The organism is Bifidobacterium sp. FKU (assembly GCF_026016385.1).
Classification (GTDB): Bacteria; Actinomycetota; Actinomycetes; order Actinomycetales; family Bifidobacteriaceae; genus Bifidobacterium; species Bifidobacterium infantis.
On record NZ_CP092888.1, the window covers coordinates 1740143 to 1756206 of the forward strand.

General features: G+C 55.1%; 15 protein-coding genes and 1 pseudogene. 5 read left to right on the forward strand and 11 right to left on the reverse strand.

Features of this window, described 5'->3' with window-relative positions:
- The first annotated feature begins 94 nt into the window (after positions 1-94).
- Positions 95-1585 carry a threonine synthase gene (thrC, locus tag MMB48_RS07940; protein WP_032744389.1) on the forward strand — a complete coding sequence of 497 codons (1491 nt, stop codon included), beginning with the start codon at positions 95-97 and terminating at the stop codon, positions 1583-1585.
- A gap of 61 nt (positions 1586-1646) precedes the next feature.
- Here thrC and MMB48_RS07945 read toward each other — a convergent pair whose 3' ends face one another.
- Together MMB48_RS07945 and MMB48_RS07950 are read right to left on the reverse strand one after the other, a co-directional pair.
- Positions 1647-2792: a DUF1648 domain-containing protein gene (locus MMB48_RS07945; protein ID WP_032744390.1), complete on the reverse strand. Its 1146-nt coding sequence runs from the start codon at positions 2790-2792 to the stop codon at positions 1647-1649.
- Positions 2793-2794: 2 nt separating this feature from the next.
- Positions 2795-3244, reverse strand: a complete 450-nt coding sequence (locus tag MMB48_RS07950; protein WP_012578140.1) for a GntR family transcriptional regulator — start codon at positions 3242-3244, stop codon at positions 2795-2797.
- A gap of 325 nt (positions 3245-3569) precedes the next feature.
- Here MMB48_RS07950 and MMB48_RS07955 point away from each other — a divergent pair.
- Positions 3570-3889 (forward strand): annotated as a pseudogene (locus MMB48_RS07955) (cation transporting ATPase C-terminal domain-containing protein); the annotation flags it as partial.
- Positions 3890-3900: 11 nt separating this feature from the next.
- Here MMB48_RS07955 and MMB48_RS07960 read toward each other — a convergent pair.
- Genes MMB48_RS07960 through MMB48_RS07975 form a run of 4 tightly spaced genes read right to left on the reverse strand, consistent with a single transcriptional unit; the run spans position 3901 to position 6653 of the window.
- Entirely contained in the window at positions 3901-4614 is a 714-nt protein-coding gene (locus MMB48_RS07960) for an ABC-2 transporter permease (RefSeq protein ID WP_025262895.1), read from the reverse strand.
- 2 nt (positions 4615-4616) lie between these two features.
- Complete coding sequence (locus MMB48_RS07965) at positions 4617-5330, reverse strand: ABC-2 transporter permease (RefSeq protein WP_003828859.1); 714 nt, start codon at positions 5328-5330, stop codon at positions 4617-4619.
- Positions 5331-5336: 6 nt separating this feature from the next.
- Complete coding sequence (locus tag MMB48_RS07970) at positions 5337-6257, reverse strand: ABC transporter ATP-binding protein (RefSeq protein WP_014485765.1); 921 nt, start codon at positions 6255-6257, stop codon at positions 5337-5339.
- Between the two features lie 21 nt (positions 6258-6278).
- On the reverse strand, positions 6279-6653 hold the full coding sequence (locus tag MMB48_RS07975; protein ID WP_003828856.1) for a GntR family transcriptional regulator: 375 nt from the start codon (positions 6651-6653) through the stop codon (positions 6279-6281).
- A gap of 540 nt (positions 6654-7193) precedes the next feature.
- Between MMB48_RS07975 and MMB48_RS11715 the strand changes: the two genes are divergently transcribed.
- From MMB48_RS11715 to MMB48_RS07985, 3 genes are all read left to right on the forward strand, one after another.
- Positions 7194-7604 (forward strand): response regulator, encoded by a 411-nt coding sequence (locus tag MMB48_RS11715; RefSeq protein WP_080714792.1) that lies wholly within the window; start codon positions 7194-7196, stop codon positions 7602-7604.
- 100 nt (positions 7605-7704) lie between these two features.
- Positions 7705-7896, forward strand: coding sequence for a LuxR C-terminal-related transcriptional regulator (locus tag MMB48_RS07980; RefSeq protein ID WP_168928608.1), 192 nt, complete (start codon positions 7705-7707; stop codon positions 7894-7896).
- Entirely contained in the window at positions 7886-9154 is a 1269-nt protein-coding gene (locus tag MMB48_RS07985) for a histidine kinase (protein WP_032744391.1), read from the forward strand. The genes MMB48_RS07980 and MMB48_RS07985 overlap by 11 nt, the downstream gene beginning before the upstream one ends.
- Before the next feature lie 841 nt (positions 9155-9995).
- Here MMB48_RS07985 and MMB48_RS07990 read toward each other — a convergent pair.
- From MMB48_RS07990 to MMB48_RS08010, 5 genes are all read right to left on the reverse strand, one after another.
- Positions 9996-11240 carry an MFS transporter gene (locus tag MMB48_RS07990; RefSeq protein ID WP_032744392.1) on the reverse strand — a complete coding sequence of 415 codons (1245 nt, stop codon included), beginning with the start codon at positions 11238-11240 and terminating at the stop codon, positions 9996-9998.
- Positions 11241-11300: 60 nt separating this feature from the next.
- On the reverse strand, positions 11301-12056 hold the full coding sequence (locus tag MMB48_RS07995; RefSeq protein WP_080714794.1) for a 7-cyano-7-deazaguanine synthase: 756 nt from the start codon (positions 12054-12056) through the stop codon (positions 11301-11303).
- Between the two features lie 427 nt (positions 12057-12483).
- Complete coding sequence (locus MMB48_RS08000; RefSeq protein WP_032744394.1) at positions 12484-13131, reverse strand: HAD family hydrolase; 648 nt, start codon at positions 13129-13131, stop codon at positions 12484-12486.
- Positions 13128-14930, reverse strand: coding sequence for a DNA repair protein RecN (gene recN / locus MMB48_RS08005; RefSeq protein WP_032744395.1), 1803 nt, complete (start codon positions 14928-14930; stop codon positions 13128-13130). The genes MMB48_RS08000 and recN overlap by 4 nt, the downstream gene beginning before the upstream one ends.
- Positions 14930-15952: an NAD kinase gene (locus MMB48_RS08010; protein ID WP_032744396.1), complete on the reverse strand. Its 1023-nt coding sequence runs from the start codon at positions 15950-15952 to the stop codon at positions 14930-14932. The genes recN and MMB48_RS08010 overlap by 1 nt, the downstream gene beginning before the upstream one ends.
- Positions 15953-16064: the final 112 nt, after the last annotated feature.

Genomic DNA, 16064 nt, shown 5'->3' on the forward strand with positions numbered 1-16064 from the left:
ACCGGTCGGCTACGCGAGACGGACGACCCTTCTGCCCACGGCCCACGCTAGACTGGTGTGGATTCATCATCCCTTTCAGGCAGAAGGATTCATCGTGACAACCACCTTCCATTCCACCCGCAGCACCACCGATTCGCTGACCGCCAAGCAGGCGATTCGTAAGGGCATCGCCGATGACGGCGGCCTGTTCGTTTCGGACGCGTTGGGCAAGACCAAGGTGGACGTGGCCTCCCTGCCGGGCAAGTCGTACCAGCAAATCGCCGCCGAGGTGCTGGGCGCGCTGCTGCCGGACTTCACGGCCGAGGAGCTGGGCCAGTGCATCGCCGACGCCTACGGCGAACAGTGGTCCGATGAGCGCATCACCCCACTCAAGCCCCTGGGTGACGATTACGTGCTCGAACTGTTCAACGGTCCGACTTCCGCGTTCAAGGACGTGGCGCTGCAGATCCTGCCGCGCTTCATGGCGCACACCACGCCGGCCGATGGCGACGCGGACGAGAAAATCATGATCCTCACCGCCACCTCCGGCGACACCGGCAAGGCCGCGCTGGCCGGTTTCGCCGACGCCCCGGGCACCGCGATCACCGTCTTCTACCCGGAAGGCAAGGTCTCCGAGGTCCAGGAGCTGCAGATGACCACGCAGGCCGGCGCCAACGTGCAGGTGGCCGCCGTGGAAGGCAACTTCGACGACGCCCAGTCCGCGGTCAAGCGCATCTTCGGCGACCGCGCCCTGGCCGAGCGTCTCGCCGGCAATTCGCACGTGGTACTTTCCTCCGCCAACTCCATCAACGTGGGCCGTCTGGTGCCGCAGGTCGTCTACTACTTCTCCGCTTACGCCCAGCTGCTCGCTGACCAGGTGATCAATGTCGGCGATGAGGTCGAGTTTGTGGTCCCGACCGGCAATTTCGGCGATATCCTCGCCGGCTACTATGCCAAGCTGCTCGGTCTGCCGGTCAAGCACCTCGTGGTGGCTTCCGACAAGAACAACGTGCTGTTCGACTTCCTGACCACCGGTACCTACAACCGCCAGCGCCCGTTCTTCCAGACCATCTCCCCCTCGATGGACATCCTCATCTCCTCCAACCTGGAGCGCATGCTGTACTACTTGTCCGAGGGCGACACCCGTCTGATCTCCATGCTGATGAACGACCTCAACAAGTGGGGCACGTACGAGATCCCGGAAGAACTGCTGGCCAAGATTCGTCAGATCTTCGGCACCGGTTGGGCCGATGAGGATCAGGTACGCGAGTCCATCAAGCACTGCTGGGACGAGAACCACTACGTGATCGACCCGCACACCGCCTGCGGCTACTACCTGCTTGAGCAGATGCCGCGAGACCCGCTGACCCCGCGCGTGCTGCTCTCCACCGCCAGCCCCTACAAGTTCCCGCGCGTGGTGAACGAGGCATTGGGCTTCGACGCCACCGGCACCGACTTCGAGTGCATGGATGTGCTGGCCCACGAGACCGGCACCACCGCCCCGGCCGCCCTGCGTGGTCTTGAGACCGCCGACGTGCGGTTCAAGGACGTCGTGGCCATCGACGGCATGGAGGACTACGTGGAGAAGGCCGCCCAGGCGCTGTAAAACATACCAGCACATTGGCTCCCCTCAGAGCGGGGAGCCATTTTTTACATCAGAATTGCGTTTACATCAGTATCGCGGCGACTGGCAGTCCTATGGCGATTGCCAACAGCACGATAGTGCCGATGATCACGCTGGGGCGTGCGAGGTTGACGGTCCAGCCGACGCCGAAACGTTTGGGGATCATGATGGCAGGATCGTCACGGTTGATGTAGATGATGCCGCCAATCCAGTGCAGGTCATCGTCATACGGCATGGCATTATCGTCCGAAATGTCACCGCCGTCACTGTGCCGAACACCGGCATAGACGCGCGCCCCGTTCTGCCCGTAATACACGCCGATCATCAGCGCGCCGACCAGAGCCGCCACGGCGATGAACATGCCGATGATGCCGATTAGATTGATATCCAGCACGCCAATGGTGACAAGCTGAACGCCTAGGCCCAATCCACCGGCTGCCAGCAGTCCGATGACCAGCACGTAGATGCTCCAGACCCGCGAGAACACACCATAGGCATACCCGGTGGCGGCGGGGTGGTCGGGATCAATCGGGTGCTTGGCGTAGATGATCGCGGCATGGCTGGCCACCATCACCGCTGCCAGCACCACCTGCGCGAGCACGGCGTACCAAATCACCATCGGACTCTTCTCGGCCCAACCGTTCACATTGCCGGCGATATCCGCATGAATCGGCACCCGCTCCGGCATCCGGTCATAGCCCAGCAACCCGACAGCAATGGTGACAGCGAGACAAACGACTTGCAGCAATTCCCACTTCAAGCTCATCGGGTCGGGATTGTCCCGCTCACCTATCAATGCTGCACGGCGGGCACTGGACGCCTCCCATCCCTGATCGACTTTGATGGATAGTACTTTGCGGCGAAACATCTGCTGCAGCACGAAACCACATATCGCAATCGCCACCGCTGCGATGGACACAGTCCAGAACGCCGCGTCGACTCCGCAGAGTTGCCAAACGGCCAGCGAGACCAGTATGGCGCATACGCCAAGCGCCACCGTAATTCCCGAAAACGCGACTTTAAATCCGCGAATGCGCGTATTGACATGGGCGGCGGCCGGCACTGTGACACCGAACACCTCATGCCGGTCGGTAACCCATGGAACCCCTGCCAGGCCGGCGGTCACTATCACCGGCAACAGTAAAAACGCACACAACGCGATGTTCATCGACACGACTGTATTATTCATCGTTATCTCCCCTGATTTCCTTTTGTTGCACCGTCAGTAACGCTCTGCGAGGAGCGCACGCCGTATGCCCGTTCGCATTGCCGTTTGGTGGCATCGAGGAATGCGGCCGAATCACCGCCGCGCGCCCTGTAGGCCAAGGCAAGGCGATAGAGTTCCTCGCCCATCCGCTCATCCTGTGCTTCGGCAGTTCGGTTCGGTGCTTCTCCCCCGCCGTCATGCTCGGCGACGGTTGCACCGGCACCACGACGCATAACGATGTATCCCTCGTCACGCAACAGCGCATAGGCCTTGTTCACCGTGTGCAGGTTGATGCCAAGGTCCACGGCCAGCGAGCGCACGGACGGTAACGAGTCACCTGGCGACAGCTCATCGCCCGCGATGGCTGCGATGAGCTGCCTGTGCAGCTGCTCGTAAATCGGCACGTCACTGCGCTGATCGATTTCCACAATCACGGTCAATTCCACCCCTCTCAAGAACTGTTCTATTTGTTCTACATCAAATATAACAGTTTTGCCGTATGAGTCAAGATATGCGAATCTCGGTTGAACATCCGGCAATGGGCCAACGGCGTGTTGCTTGAATTTTCTAGGAAGGCGGGAATCGCCATGCTGCCGGCGAATGGGAAAATCCATGTGGCTTGTCAGATTCTGTTCCTGCAACTGAATAGTCCCATGAGGGAGTAGACAGCATTGCGGCGAAGGGCTCGGCCCAAACCGCAATAAAGCGTGCCGAGCGCCAAAGCCGCCAACACCGGTATGACGCCGCTGCAGGAGAAGCTCGCGAAGCTGGACGAACTTCATGGGCGGCACCGCCGAACAGCAGTCGACCATTCTGTTCACGCTGTTCGTGGTATTCCAGCTGTTCAGCAGTCGACCATTCTGTTCACGCTGTTCGTAGTATTCCAGCTGTTCAACGCCTTCAACAGCCGCGAGCTGGGCAACGCCAGCCTGTTCGCCAATCTGCTACGCAATAAGGTGATGATCGGCGTGTTCGCGCTGATGTTCGCACTTCAGGTGCTGGTGGTGCAGTTCGGCGGAGCGATGTTCCGCACCGTGCCGCTGCCGATCGACATGTGGCTGAAGATCATCGCGGTCGGACAAATGCGCGGCTAGAGTTCTTTGGCTCGGTAGATGCGGATGGCTATAAGCATGGAGCCAAAATATGCGAGCAGACACAACACGGCGAGAACAAGCGCCGTATGCCACCAGATCGTCAGGAAATCGGTAATATTCAGCAAAAGCCATTGCCAGTCAACAGGCAATCGGGCCAGCAGCGCAATGACGGCATACAAGCCAACCATGACCGCGACAGAGGCCACCATCATCTTGCGGAAGGTGAACCGGTATGCACAGGCCAGCAGCACCGACCCAAGAATGATAGCCAAAGCGAAGATGAAAGCACCTGCTGCCAAGGTACCGATCCACCCCATATCTGCTATATCGCCAAAGACAATGAAGACGCCGCCGCATATCACCACGTCCAAAGCCCAGAGCAGGCCAACCACCAACAGAAAAAGGTACCGACCTACAACTTGTGCAGTGCGTGAAACAGGAATCAGCCCTCGCATGGCACTGTGCCCTGCAGATTCCTCGGATGACGCAGGCCCCAATGCACTCATACATGCCATCGTCGATGCCAAACCTCCGAGTCCGCCCATCAGACCACTGGCAACGTGTTCATCGACGTGGGTCGATATCATCACCAGCGATACCACGATAGACAGCATCGGGAGAGCCAGCAGAAATACCATATTCGCCACGCTAAACAGACCCATCCCGGCACAATCGAATCGACATTGCTTTACTACGGATTTCCAGTTCATCGTCACCATTCCCTTGAAGCAAATATGCGAGAGGCAATTACATACGAGATTCCATATGCCACAACCGTCGTTGTCAATACCGCAATAACCAGCCACAATCGTTGCGCGATGATGGCATTCGCGGCATGGGCCAATCCTCTGGTCACCGAAGCAGGCAAAATAGATAGCAGTATGGATACAGCCAATGCAACGACATAGATCACCATCATCGTGACTTGAAGACCGCCTAGTTTGGTCCACAGATAACCCGTGGGCACGATAAGCGCGACCATCAGCGCGGTGCAGAAACCTCCCAACGGCGCCGCCCACAGATTGCCCGCGAATGACCAATCTGGATTGACCAGCACTTGCAACCCGTCAATCAGAACAATCATCGCTATCGACAATACGGAAATCACCAATCCAACCACATATCGCGCGGCCACCTGACTCTTCCTCGAAGCCGGAATAATGCCACGAAGTCGATATCCGTTCTGTAAGTCAGCAACCGCCATGGTTAGCACCCACATGGCGCAGGTGAATACCGTCATGATGACACCCATGCGATAGCCGAAGCCATCACCATAAGCTTCACCTTGAAAGATGACGGAGAACAACGGTGCCAACAACAACGAGAACACAGTCCGTACGTCGACGCACAGGTAGGCCATATCGACGCGCAATGCAGTGGTCAATGCATGTTGCCGAGACCGCGACACCCTCAGTATTGCCTCCATGGCCGCTCACCTCCCGCTCAAGTCACGATTGGAATCATGGGCATTGGTCAGTCGAATGATGTCATCAATGGAAGCCGATTCAACGACAAGCCCCGAAACCACCGACGCAACAGCATCAAGCCTGTCTGACCGGACCAGCGCATCGAATCCGGTGGCATACGTATGTGAGCCCAGCACTACGTCCGCAGGCAGTTGTGCCAGTTCGTCTGGACCGCCCTTAATCAGGCGGAACGATTCCTCAAACTCGTCTTTCGGACCGGTGTAGTAGAGACGGCCATCGGTGATGTAGGTAATGAAGTCAGCAGCACGTTCGAGGTCGGCAGTGATATGGGTGCTGAACAGTACCGAATGCTCGCCATCCTCAATGTAGGCATGCAGGATATCCATGAGTTCGTCGCGGGCAAGCACATCGAGTCCACTGGTCGGCTCGTCGAGAATCAGCAGCTTGGCATCATGACTCAATGCGATGGCCAGCATCAGCTTCATCTGCATGCCGCGGGAAAGATCCTTGATATGTTTCTTGCCGTTCTGTGCGTCACCAAGGCCAAAAGTATCCAGATACTTGTGATAGCATCCACCGTCCCATGATGGATACAGTGGCGCAACGATACGTTCAATGTTCTTGACTTGCCACTGTTCATGCATGTAGCTGAAGTCAAACACCACGCCGAGTTGTTCTTTGACGGGCTCCTCGTTGGCGATGTTGTCGAGGCCGAGCACGTGAATCGAACCGGCGTCGCGGTGGATCATGTTGAGGATGAGTTTGATGAGGGTGGATTTGCCGGCGCCGTTCGGGCCGATCAGTCCCATGATGTAGCCCTTGGGCAGGTCGAAGGTCACGTCGTCCAGCGTGAAGCCGGAATCATAGTGTTTGGTGACGTCGGTGACCTGCAACGCCATCGCGTCGGATTCGGATATGGCGGTCATGTCCATGGTCCTTTCTTGAGGTTATTCCTTGCGGTATTCCTCTTCGAGCATGCGGTCCAATGCGTTCAGCGGAATGCCGGCGGCTTTGGCGCCCCGGCTTGCCTCGGCCAGGCTTTCACGAATCTGGGTTTCGAGCTGACGTTGCATCAGTTCGTTGCCCTTGTCCATCACGAAAGTGCCTTTGCCTTGAATGTTCTGTACCACGCCCTCATCGGCCAGTTCGTTGTACGCCCTGGTGACGGTGAGTACGGAGATGCGCAGCTCCTTGGCGAGTTTCCTCAAGGAAGGCAGGGCCTCGCCCGCCTTCAACTCGCCGCTGAGCACCGCCGAACGGATTTGGGTTTTGATTTGCTCGTAGATGGGTTCACCGGACACGGATGAGATGATCAGTTTCACCTATGCCCCTTTCGATTGTGGTTGACTAGCACCCCAGCTGTTTAGCTGTTATACAACACAGTATAACTGTTCTGCTTAACTGTCAAGGTGTGTTACATAACAGTCGAACAGTAAGCAACAAGCAATGAGCAGGCAAATCCTTTGACAACGGCCGCTTTCCATTGAACAGACACGCCACGAACGCTATTTGTGCGTTGTCCAATTCCGATGAGAGCAGACGGGCGGCCTCACATTCCTTCAACCTGAACCGTTAGAACAGACGATGGAATTCGGCTGGTTCGTCCCCCGCTCCATTTCGTGGAGCGTTGATCACGGACAGCCGAATGTCCACTTGGTTTTTTCTCTCGGGGTTCTCAGCGACTTTCCATCAGGTGAAAAATCGAGAGGAGCAAAGCATCGAAGAGCAACCGCAGGAGAAAAACGTCAAGCGTAAAGAACAAATCAAAATATGACCAGCGGCTATCTGTGTCTATCCAACGAATAGGTCGTTGCAACCTATTCATAAAAAGAGACATACCATAACTATATATTATCGACAAGATGAATAATGAGCCGAGAGAAGAGGACTCTTCCGTGGAATGCTACCATAGCACGGCGGTTGCATCAGCCGCCACCCATATTACACTGCTGGATAATGACGCAATTGTGTTAAAAGGATTACAACAGATTATCGAATACAATCACTTAGGAAGCATTACGTGGACCACTCGGAGCGGGAGAGAGGCTGTACAAAGATGCTCAAGTGCCGTAGATACACCGCATTTGCTGCTGTTTGATATGTCTCTTGACGGAATGTCTGGTATAGACGTATGCCGTCAGATTCGCAAAAGAAGCGCATCCGTGCTGCTACTTGGCATCACGGCTTTCCCCCCTAGAACGGTACATTTCTCGGCTGATTCAGGCTGGGGCGCAAGGACTAGTTGCAAAAGACGAAGAAAGACAAATCGCTGAAGTTACGCGTTGGGTATTAAATAAGGGGGGCTGCGGAAATGGGTTCGAAACGGCCCGTAATGCGCATATGCGACTGAAACACGAGACAAATGACATCCGCATGCTGTTATCCGACAGAGAAGAAGAAATCATGATTCTTCTCAGCAAAGGACTATCCATATCAGAAGCCGCGAATCGCATGCAAATTGGACAGGCTAGTGCAGCAACATATCTTAATAGAGCTCGTCGTAAGCTCAAAGCGGAAACAGTGCGCCAAGCAGTAGCTATCTGGACAGGTGATTATGAACAGTAACATCAAAAAACATCCATTCAGATTAATTATAGTGTTACTCTCCTTATTTTTTTCGATAATTGATTGGACAGAGAGACCCACCACATCTGCGTATGAAATATTATTTGGCTTCATCCACATCGGATTGCTGTTAATCGCCCTATGGTTCCCACGCATTAGTTTCGTAGGATTAATTTTTATGGAATCAGTTGCGTGTAGCTTACCTGTCCTAAATGGGCCAAGCCGTTTCTGGGGCATCTATTGCACTATCGGACTCACTGCATATGAAACGGGTATCTCTATCACGACAGTTTTAGGTATATTTGTATTCTTAGGAATTCAATGCTATCAGATAGCGCGATGGAATAATGGCGAGATAGACATAATCAGCATAACAGTGTTTCTGATGTATGCAGCAGCCACCGTGATTGTCGGATATGGTTTTCATTGGTGGAAGACGACAAATGAACAACACCTTCAAAATTATCAAAGCAAAGAGCACGAACTGCAACATTCTTTTTCTCTGCAAAATAGCGACAACGCTATCATGCTTCATGACTCCGTTGCCCAGTGTTTGACGAGTATACGATTGATTGCGCAACGGCAATCAAATGATCCCCAGAATGATGCCTGGGAGAAGATAGATAAAATTGCACGAAAAGGATTAGAAGCAACCAGAGATATTATCGATACAATGATTCAAGATAATAATGAAAATGGAATACCCATAGAGTCGTCCGAATGGTGGTTAGCGGTAAAACGGTTAACCGACGAATGCGACTATATACTCCACCAACATGGGTTTACTGGCACTACTGAAATCATTAATGGTGGGTTTACGGTACAGCAACAGGTGACCGTAAAGAATATCGATATTCTGCATGAAGTACTGAGAGAACTATGCTCCAACATTATTAAACACGCGCCAGAGTATAGCGAATTCCAGTCCAGCATAGCCCTGCAGAAATCACAAACAGAAATAGTCATGTCCAATAGCATGTCCACAATACCGGACGAAGAAAGGTCGGGCCGCGGGCTAGAGTCACGCAGGCGCAAGCTTAACCTAATCGGTGGTGAAATTGATCACGAAGTGGATGGCGACACATGGATTGTTTATGCGCGTATACCTTTAACTATGGTTTCACCGGACAAAGCAGCCACGGAATCCATGGAGGACAACGAACACGAGAAATATTCACCGAGGAAAAGGGGAAAGACGCGCTCTGTTGAATGCCAAAGGGAACAGATGGCACGGAAGGAGCACAAAGCGCAAAAGTAGTGATTACAGATATAACGAAGCTCATTAATACTCCTAGAACAATAACAACTGGTTTAATTGAAACCTATTATATAGGTACAATGACCGAGTCGTATGGAACCGTGTAATCGTCAGAATTACATCATAATTACCTGAGAGGATGTCATATGTATTGAAGGTATTTAGCGACTTACCTCTATATGCGCACGTTCTACAATCATATAAAAGTCATGTATTTTGCGAAGACATTAATGGAGAGAACCCTAGCCCAACTTCGCGCTTCATAACCGATTTTTAGCATAGCAGCAGAGGGTATCCAAGACACTAATATTTATCATATTCTACCATCACCAGAAAAAAAGGGCTTCCTGTTTTCCGAATGTTCGACTAAACAAGCAGATTCACAGCACCGAATGGATACCCAACCACAACAAACATATCAACACATCCAGCCGGATAACACCTTGAATCGTTCACTGTCAGGGAGTACTAAATACCCCATAAACTCCATCTCCGTTCATCGAAAAACGATGTTTGTCACGGGAAACCCCTATGCGAAGCAATACGAAACGGCATGTTCTAGCCGCCTCCAAGAACGTTTATTGGTCAAAAGACGACGGCACACCTATGTGAGCGATGACATTAATGCCCGAACATGGCAACTGTTGAGACGTAACGCGCAAAGCGCATCTGGTAAGGTCAGTTATCAGCTAGTTCACGATATCTTTGTTTCCCCAAACGACGTAGTATACTGCTTCACCGTCCTTGGCGTTTCGCGTAAACGGACCTTTTCAGGATGTTCGACCTTGCACCGTGTGGGCCGCAATCGGCTATATCGTTGTGAACATCGAGCTAATGGCGATTAAACATCGCTACTATTAATAATCCCTGAGGAATTCGAACGGTGATCTATAAGGTAACAAAATGGGAAAACAATGATGACCAGGACAATCATTATTGAGGAGGATACAGTAAGTACGACGGCAGCATGAATAGTGCCAGTGAAGCCGTATAAACCGTAGGCGAGAGGAATTAGACCGAAGCTAATTGCATAATCAATTGAGGAAACTCGTCCCATGTGCCGCTTATCGACGCATGTCTGCATAGTAGATCCCCAGAACACGCCAGACAATTCCAGTCCAAGCCCAGCAACAAATGACGCCACATACCACAGTACTTGGATGTCCAAAGTACCTACAACAAAAATCGGCATAATAGCTAAAGCGCCAAATAACACTGATTTAGAAAACATGTGCCTAGGCCTTTCCAACTTTAACGCGATGAGACTGCCGCAAATGTATCCAGATGAGGTGATAGATGCCATCAGGGACCATGCGCCCCGGCCACTCTCTTGCACGACCCACAAGGGCATTGTGACGTCTGTTGCCCCGGATTGTACGGCAAGGAACAACGCCCAGAACGGCACTCCCACTGCTAACCAAATATAAGTATGGAACAAACTGGGAATAGAACGTAATGCAGAAATCATGGAAGCATCATCATCGTTGTTATTAGCCTCGTCATCGCAGCTGGGCATGAGTTTCAACGATAGAACAAGCGGCATGGAGACAGCCAGACACACAGCACCATCCAGAAATAGAAAAGAAGGTGATATCAGTTGAGCAAGCCATGCACCAAGAAGTGGACCGACCACCGAGCCGGCATTGCGAAACGTACGTATCAAGCCGTTGGCACGTACAATATCTTCAGGGGGAGCAACCGAAGGCAATAAGGCGAACAAGGCTGGCGAGCCGACCGCACCAATGATACCTGCGGCCAAACTGATTGCTTGCACGGGCCATCCAAGACCACTCAACTGCACGACCCATGTTCCGACTCCATAGGAAATAGCTAGACCACCCAGCATTCCTGAGGCAAGAGTTTTCCGCGGCAATCGATCCGCTAAAACACCACCCAGAAAAGCCATGACCAAGGTGGGCAGCGTCTTGAACATGAGTACCAAGGCTAGGCCCAAGCTGTCAGATGAAGCTGCTCCAGTGAATACAACACCGCATGTGAAGAACGCCGAGGACATTGCTTGCATGCCCTGGACCAATGCCAGTTTGGCTACCTGCCAGCGTACGACACTCCCGACATTCTTCACCATGCTCGAACAGCCTCCTTTTGTTTTATCATGTATTTAAAACGTAACTATATTGCCTTTTATTCAGGCCACTACCGAAATATGCTTTGGGGATTCTAAAATATTCACTTCTTCGCGAGATTCGGCGAAAATATCGTGCTCATATAAGACGGGATCTTTAATTCCAAGAATCTCAAAAGAAGTTCGTCGATCACGACACGGGTCACATACTCCACAATGAACTGTCCCGCCCAAGGCACAGCTCCACGTATCGCCGAACGGCACGCCAAGACCCATACCTTTTTGAATGACGGCACACTTATTGATACTAAGATAAGGAGTATGGAACGTTACCCCGTATTCATCTCCTTCACATTCTACGGTAACCGTATGAAGAGCTTCAAAATATGATGCATGATTATCGTGGAACACAGCATCGTTACTATGAACTGCGTAATAAACATCAACGATATCATGCTTAAGCGCCCATGAAGCCATTAGCATAAGCGCAATTGCCGATCCAAAAGGCTGAACATGCTCTTCCTTATTAGGGGCAACGACAAATGGCCCAAATGCTTTGCGGAGGAACTGAGGCTGAGGCAATTCATAGAAACGCTTCAATTGCTCGGAAAAATCATATTGATAATGATGGAGTCGTTCAGAGTGGAGATTTGTAACGATTCTTTGCGCATGTTGACTCTCATTACATCCCTCAGTTTCACCAAAATTGAAAGTAACGGCATATATTTCTTTCCCCTGATTTAATAGGTCATACAAGAGAGTAGTAGAGTCCGGGCCTCCTGATAGAAGCAACGCGACACGATTATGATTCTGAATCATTGTTTAATCCTTTGACTTTGTGAAATTCAGCGAATCTGTTGAACTTCTGTATAGAAGTTATTCTGTTAATCGACGTTTGAGAAGTAGTCATGTAAACGTCACAATGACAAATGCGCGACGATTCCTGGGTCTGATGAAAGATCTTGGTGCTTGGCTTTCAGAGTCTCTCCTCATTTTTTCAATTGTTGTATGTCGTTTCCGTGCAACAATACAGCACCGAAACACAGCCAGCGCCTACAATGGCCTCGGAAAGGGGGACTTATGCCGAACAACGCCGTTACGCTACACCACACCGAACCGACCGATTATCCGGAACAAGGGCGAGGAACTGGAGCGGCAGCGGTTTGAGGCGCAACGGCGGTCGGATAGGATCGCGCGGCGGTAGGGGCTTCATATATGGCTCCCCTCAGGGAGGGGAGCCAGTTTTTTACAACACCCGTGGGGCGTTGTGGAAATCGAAGAGGACGCCGTCGGCGAGCCGGCAGATTTCGGGCCAGTCGGCCGCGGAGGAATCGTCGTGCATGGCCCAGACCGTCATACCGACCGATTTGGCCGATTTCATGGCGACCAGCAGGTCCTCGAACACCGTGCAATCGGTAGGTTTGACGCCCAGACGTTTAGCGGCAAGCAGATAGACGTCGGGCTGGTCCTTGCCGACGTCGTTCACATCGTCAACAGAGACGATGTCATCGAATAGCCCGAACATGCCCACATGCCGCAGCGCCGGTTCACGCAGGTGCGGGGGCAGCGAGGTGGCGACGCCAAGCTTGACGCCGGCGGCCTTCAGGTCGTGCAGATAGCCGAGCGCGCCCGGCTTGGCCTCCACCGTGGTGGAGTAGGCGACACTGGCCATGTCATCCCACTCCTGCATAAGCTCCTCGGGGGTATCTTTCAGGCCGAATCGCGCGATGGTGTATTCGGCGATCTGGCGAAACTGCATGGCGGAGACCGTGGTCGTGTAGTCGGGCGGAACCGCGATGCCACGCTTGTTGAGGAAGTCGATGTCGACTTGGTCCCAGACTCCCATGGAGTCGAGGAGGGTGCCATCGAGGTCGAATATGGCGGCTTTGGTCATAGGACACTTTCCTTCAACAGTTCTCGGGCGTGGTCTAGGGAGGCTTCGGATTCGCTGCCGGAGAGCATGCGGGCGATTTCGTGGACGCGGGTTTCGCCGTTGACTTCGGCGATGGTGGTGACCACGCCCAAATCGTCGTCATCGGCATCCGGCGGCTCCTTGGTGACCACGAACTGCGCGTCCGCCCACGAAGCGACCTGCGCCAAGTGGGTGACGACGATGACCTGCGCGCTGCGGGCCAGCCGTGCCAGACGTTTGCCCAGTTCGACCGCGGCCTTGCCACCCACGCCGGCGTCAACCTCGTCGAAGATGAAGGTCTGGTCGGCACCGCCGCGCGTGTCGGCGGCCACCAGCTCCAAGGCCAGCATCAGTCGACTCAGTTCACCGCCCGAAGCGCTTTTGCCCATCGGCAACTGCGGCGACCCCTCGAACGGCGTAAACAGGAACGCGATATCGTCGCGACCATACGGGCCGAGCGGATCATCGGCCTTGTCTCGCGGCGTGACACGCACTTCCAAGGAGGCGCCCAGCATGGCGAGCGAGCCGAGTTCTTCAGTGACGCGCGCGCCCAAGTCGGCAGCGGCAGCCACGCGCGCGGTGCTCAGCACGTCGGCGGCGGCGAGGGCCGCAGCGTACAGCGTCTGCCGTTCGGATTCGAGTTCGGCGACCTTTTCCGGCGAGGCGTCCAGATCCTCCAGATCGAACGCCGCCTTGTCCCGCCAAGCGAGCACGTCGGCCAAGGTGGGGCCCCACCGACGGGTGAGGTCGCCAAGCTCGTGGACACGGCCGTTGATCTGGTCCAGATCCTCCACGCTGCCTTCGTCGCCCAGCTCCTGGCTCAGGGCGAACACCACGTCGCCCAAATCGGCATTGATGGATTCAAGCCGATCGGCCTGCTCGGCGAACGTGCCGCCGACGCGAATCGCGCGCAACGAGGTCACCGCATGATTGATGAGTTCCACGGCCGAAGCGCCGTCGGCGGCGTCCACATCCACCTGCGAGGCATCCAGCGCGCCCAGCGCCGAACCCACGCCTTGGGCGATGTCAGCCGCGTTTTCGATGCGTTCGCGGCGCGCCTTCAGCTCCTCGTCCTCCCCCGGCTGCGGGTCGGTTCGGTTGATGCGGTCGATGGATTCGCGCAGGTAGTCGGCCTGTTGGCGGGCAGAGGATTCCTGCGAGCGCAGGCGTTCCAGCCGCTCATCCATGGCGGCCAGCGCATCCCACGCCTTGCGGTAGGCGGCCAGTTCGGCTTCGTCTCCGGCCACCCGGTCCAGAAACTCGCGTTGCCGTGCGGCGGCCGCGATTTTCAGCTGATCGGTCTGGCCATGAATGGTAACCAGTTCGCCGGCGATGGCCCCCAGCACCGAACGCGGTACGGACTTGCCGCCGAGCACGGCCCGCGAACGTCCGGAAGCGCGTACGGTGCGGGAAAGGAACAGTTCGCCGTCTTCGGGGTCGACGCCCGCGTCATGGGCCTTGGTCACGGCCACGGCAGCACCGGTGAACCCGCTGTCGGCATCGCCAGAACCGGCATCGTCACCGGCATCGTTGGTGTCGCCGGAATGTTCAGATGCGACGGCATCATCCGAGAGCGCGAAAATCGCCTGGGCCCAAGCCTCGTCCGCCCCGGCCGAGACGCGCGAGGATTCGGCGGCCCCGCCGGAGACCAGTCGGATCGCGGAGAGCAGCATGGATTTGCCGGCGCCGGTCTCACCGGTGATGGCGGTCATGCCTGCGGCCGGCGCAATGGCGGCTTCTCGAATCGGCCCCAGATTGCGGATATCGAGTTCTTCGAGCATCAGGCTCCTGCCTTGCCGTCACGTTCGCCCGGCTTGTCGGGCTCGGTACCAGCGACGCCAGCGTCACCGGCAACGGCAACGCCAGCCGCATACGCGGCCGCCGGGAACGTGTGCCCATGATGCAGCGACTGCCCCGAGGCCTCGTTGCGCGCATGCTCGCGCCAACCGACCACGGGCAGATCGAACTTGGAGACCAGACGGTTGGTGAACGGCATGCCGGAGAGTCGAGCGAGGCGCAAGGTATCGCGCGATTCGCGCACCATGACGCGCGTACCCTGCGGCAGGGCGCGCTGACGGCGTCCATCGCAGCAAATCCAGCCTTCGGACATGGAATCGTCCAGAATATCGATGGTAAAGGTCGAACCGGAGCCGATGATCAGCGGCCTGGCGAACAGGGCGTGCGCGGCCAACGGAATCAACTGCAGGGCCTTGACGTTCGGCCACATGACCGGACCGCCCGCGGAGAAGGCGTAGGCGGTGGAACCGGTGGGCGTGGAGACGATGACGCCGTCCGCGCCGAACGAGTTCATCTCCACATCGTCCACGCGGATGGACAGTTCGACCATCTTGCCCCGGTCGGCGCGTTCCAGCGTGATGTCGTTCAGCGCCCAATCCTCAATGGGCTTGGTGGCGCCAGGCAGCCAGACGTCCACATGGGCGATCATGCGTTCGTCGATCGAATAGTCGTGGGTGGCGACCCGGCGGATCGCCTCGTCGATCTGGAAGCTTTCGAATTCGGCCAGGAAGCCGACATGCCCCATGTTCACGCCGAGAATCGGCACCTGGGTGCAGTGGACGAGTTCGGCGGCGCGCAGTATCGTGCCGTCGCCGCCCAGGACCACGACGATTTCGGTGTCGTCCGACACGCACGGCGGCTGCACGCCGAAATCGGGGGCCTCGGTGTTGTCGATGATGGTGACTTCGAAACCGGCCACTCGCAGCTGGCTCACCGCCTCGGCCACTACGGTTCCGGTCTGCCTGAGCCTGGTATGCGTCACCACCACCGCGTTGCGCTTGGCCATGGCATCCTCCTGTCGATTCGGTCGCACTGCTCATTATTCTAGCCGCAGACACCGTCATCACTCGTACAGGTGTTCGAAAAGTGCTGCTTCGTGGCGCGTCGCCGGCAACGTT

Excerpts from the sequence above, each read along its gene's own strand:
- MMB48_RS11715 (WP_080714792.1), top strand. The coding sequence starts at position 7,194 with ATGAATAATGAGCCGAGAGAAGAGGACTCTTCCGTGGAATGCTACCAT.
- MMB48_RS07985 (WP_032744391.1), top strand. The coding sequence starts at position 7,886 with ATGAACAGTAACATCAAAAAACATCCATTCAGATTAATTATAGTGTTA.
- MMB48_RS07995 (WP_080714794.1), bottom strand. The coding sequence starts at position 12,056 with ATGATTCAGAATCATAATCGTGTCGCGTTGCTTCTATCAGGAGGCCCG.
- MMB48_RS07980 (WP_168928608.1), top strand. The coding sequence starts at position 7,705 with ATGCTGTTATCCGACAGAGAAGAAGAAATCATGATTCTTCTCAGCAAA.
- MMB48_RS07960 (WP_025262895.1), bottom strand. The coding sequence starts at position 4,614 with ATGAACTGGAAATCCGTAGTAAAGCAATGTCGATTCGATTGTGCCGGG.
- recN (WP_032744395.1), bottom strand. The coding sequence starts at position 14,930 with ATGCTCGAAGAACTCGATATCCGCAATCTGGGGCCGATTCGAGAAGCC.
- MMB48_RS08000 (WP_032744394.1), bottom strand. The coding sequence starts at position 13,131 with ATGACCAAAGCCGCCATATTCGACCTCGATGGCACCCTCCTCGACTCC.
- MMB48_RS07990 (WP_032744392.1), bottom strand. The coding sequence starts at position 11,240 with ATGGTGAAGAATGTCGGGAGTGTCGTACGCTGGCAGGTAGCCAAACTG.
- MMB48_RS07970 (WP_014485765.1), bottom strand. The coding sequence starts at position 6,257 with ATGACCGCCATATCCGAATCCGACGCGATGGCGTTGCAGGTCACCGAC.
- MMB48_RS08010 (WP_032744396.1), bottom strand. The coding sequence starts at position 15,952 with ATGGCCAAGCGCAACGCGGTGGTGGTGACGCATACCAGGCTCAGGCAG.
- MMB48_RS07965 (WP_003828859.1), bottom strand. The coding sequence starts at position 5,330 with ATGGAGGCAATACTGAGGGTGTCGCGGTCTCGGCAACATGCATTGACC.
- MMB48_RS07945 (WP_032744390.1), bottom strand. The coding sequence starts at position 2,792 with ATGAATAATACAGTCGTGTCGATGAACATCGCGTTGTGTGCGTTTTTA.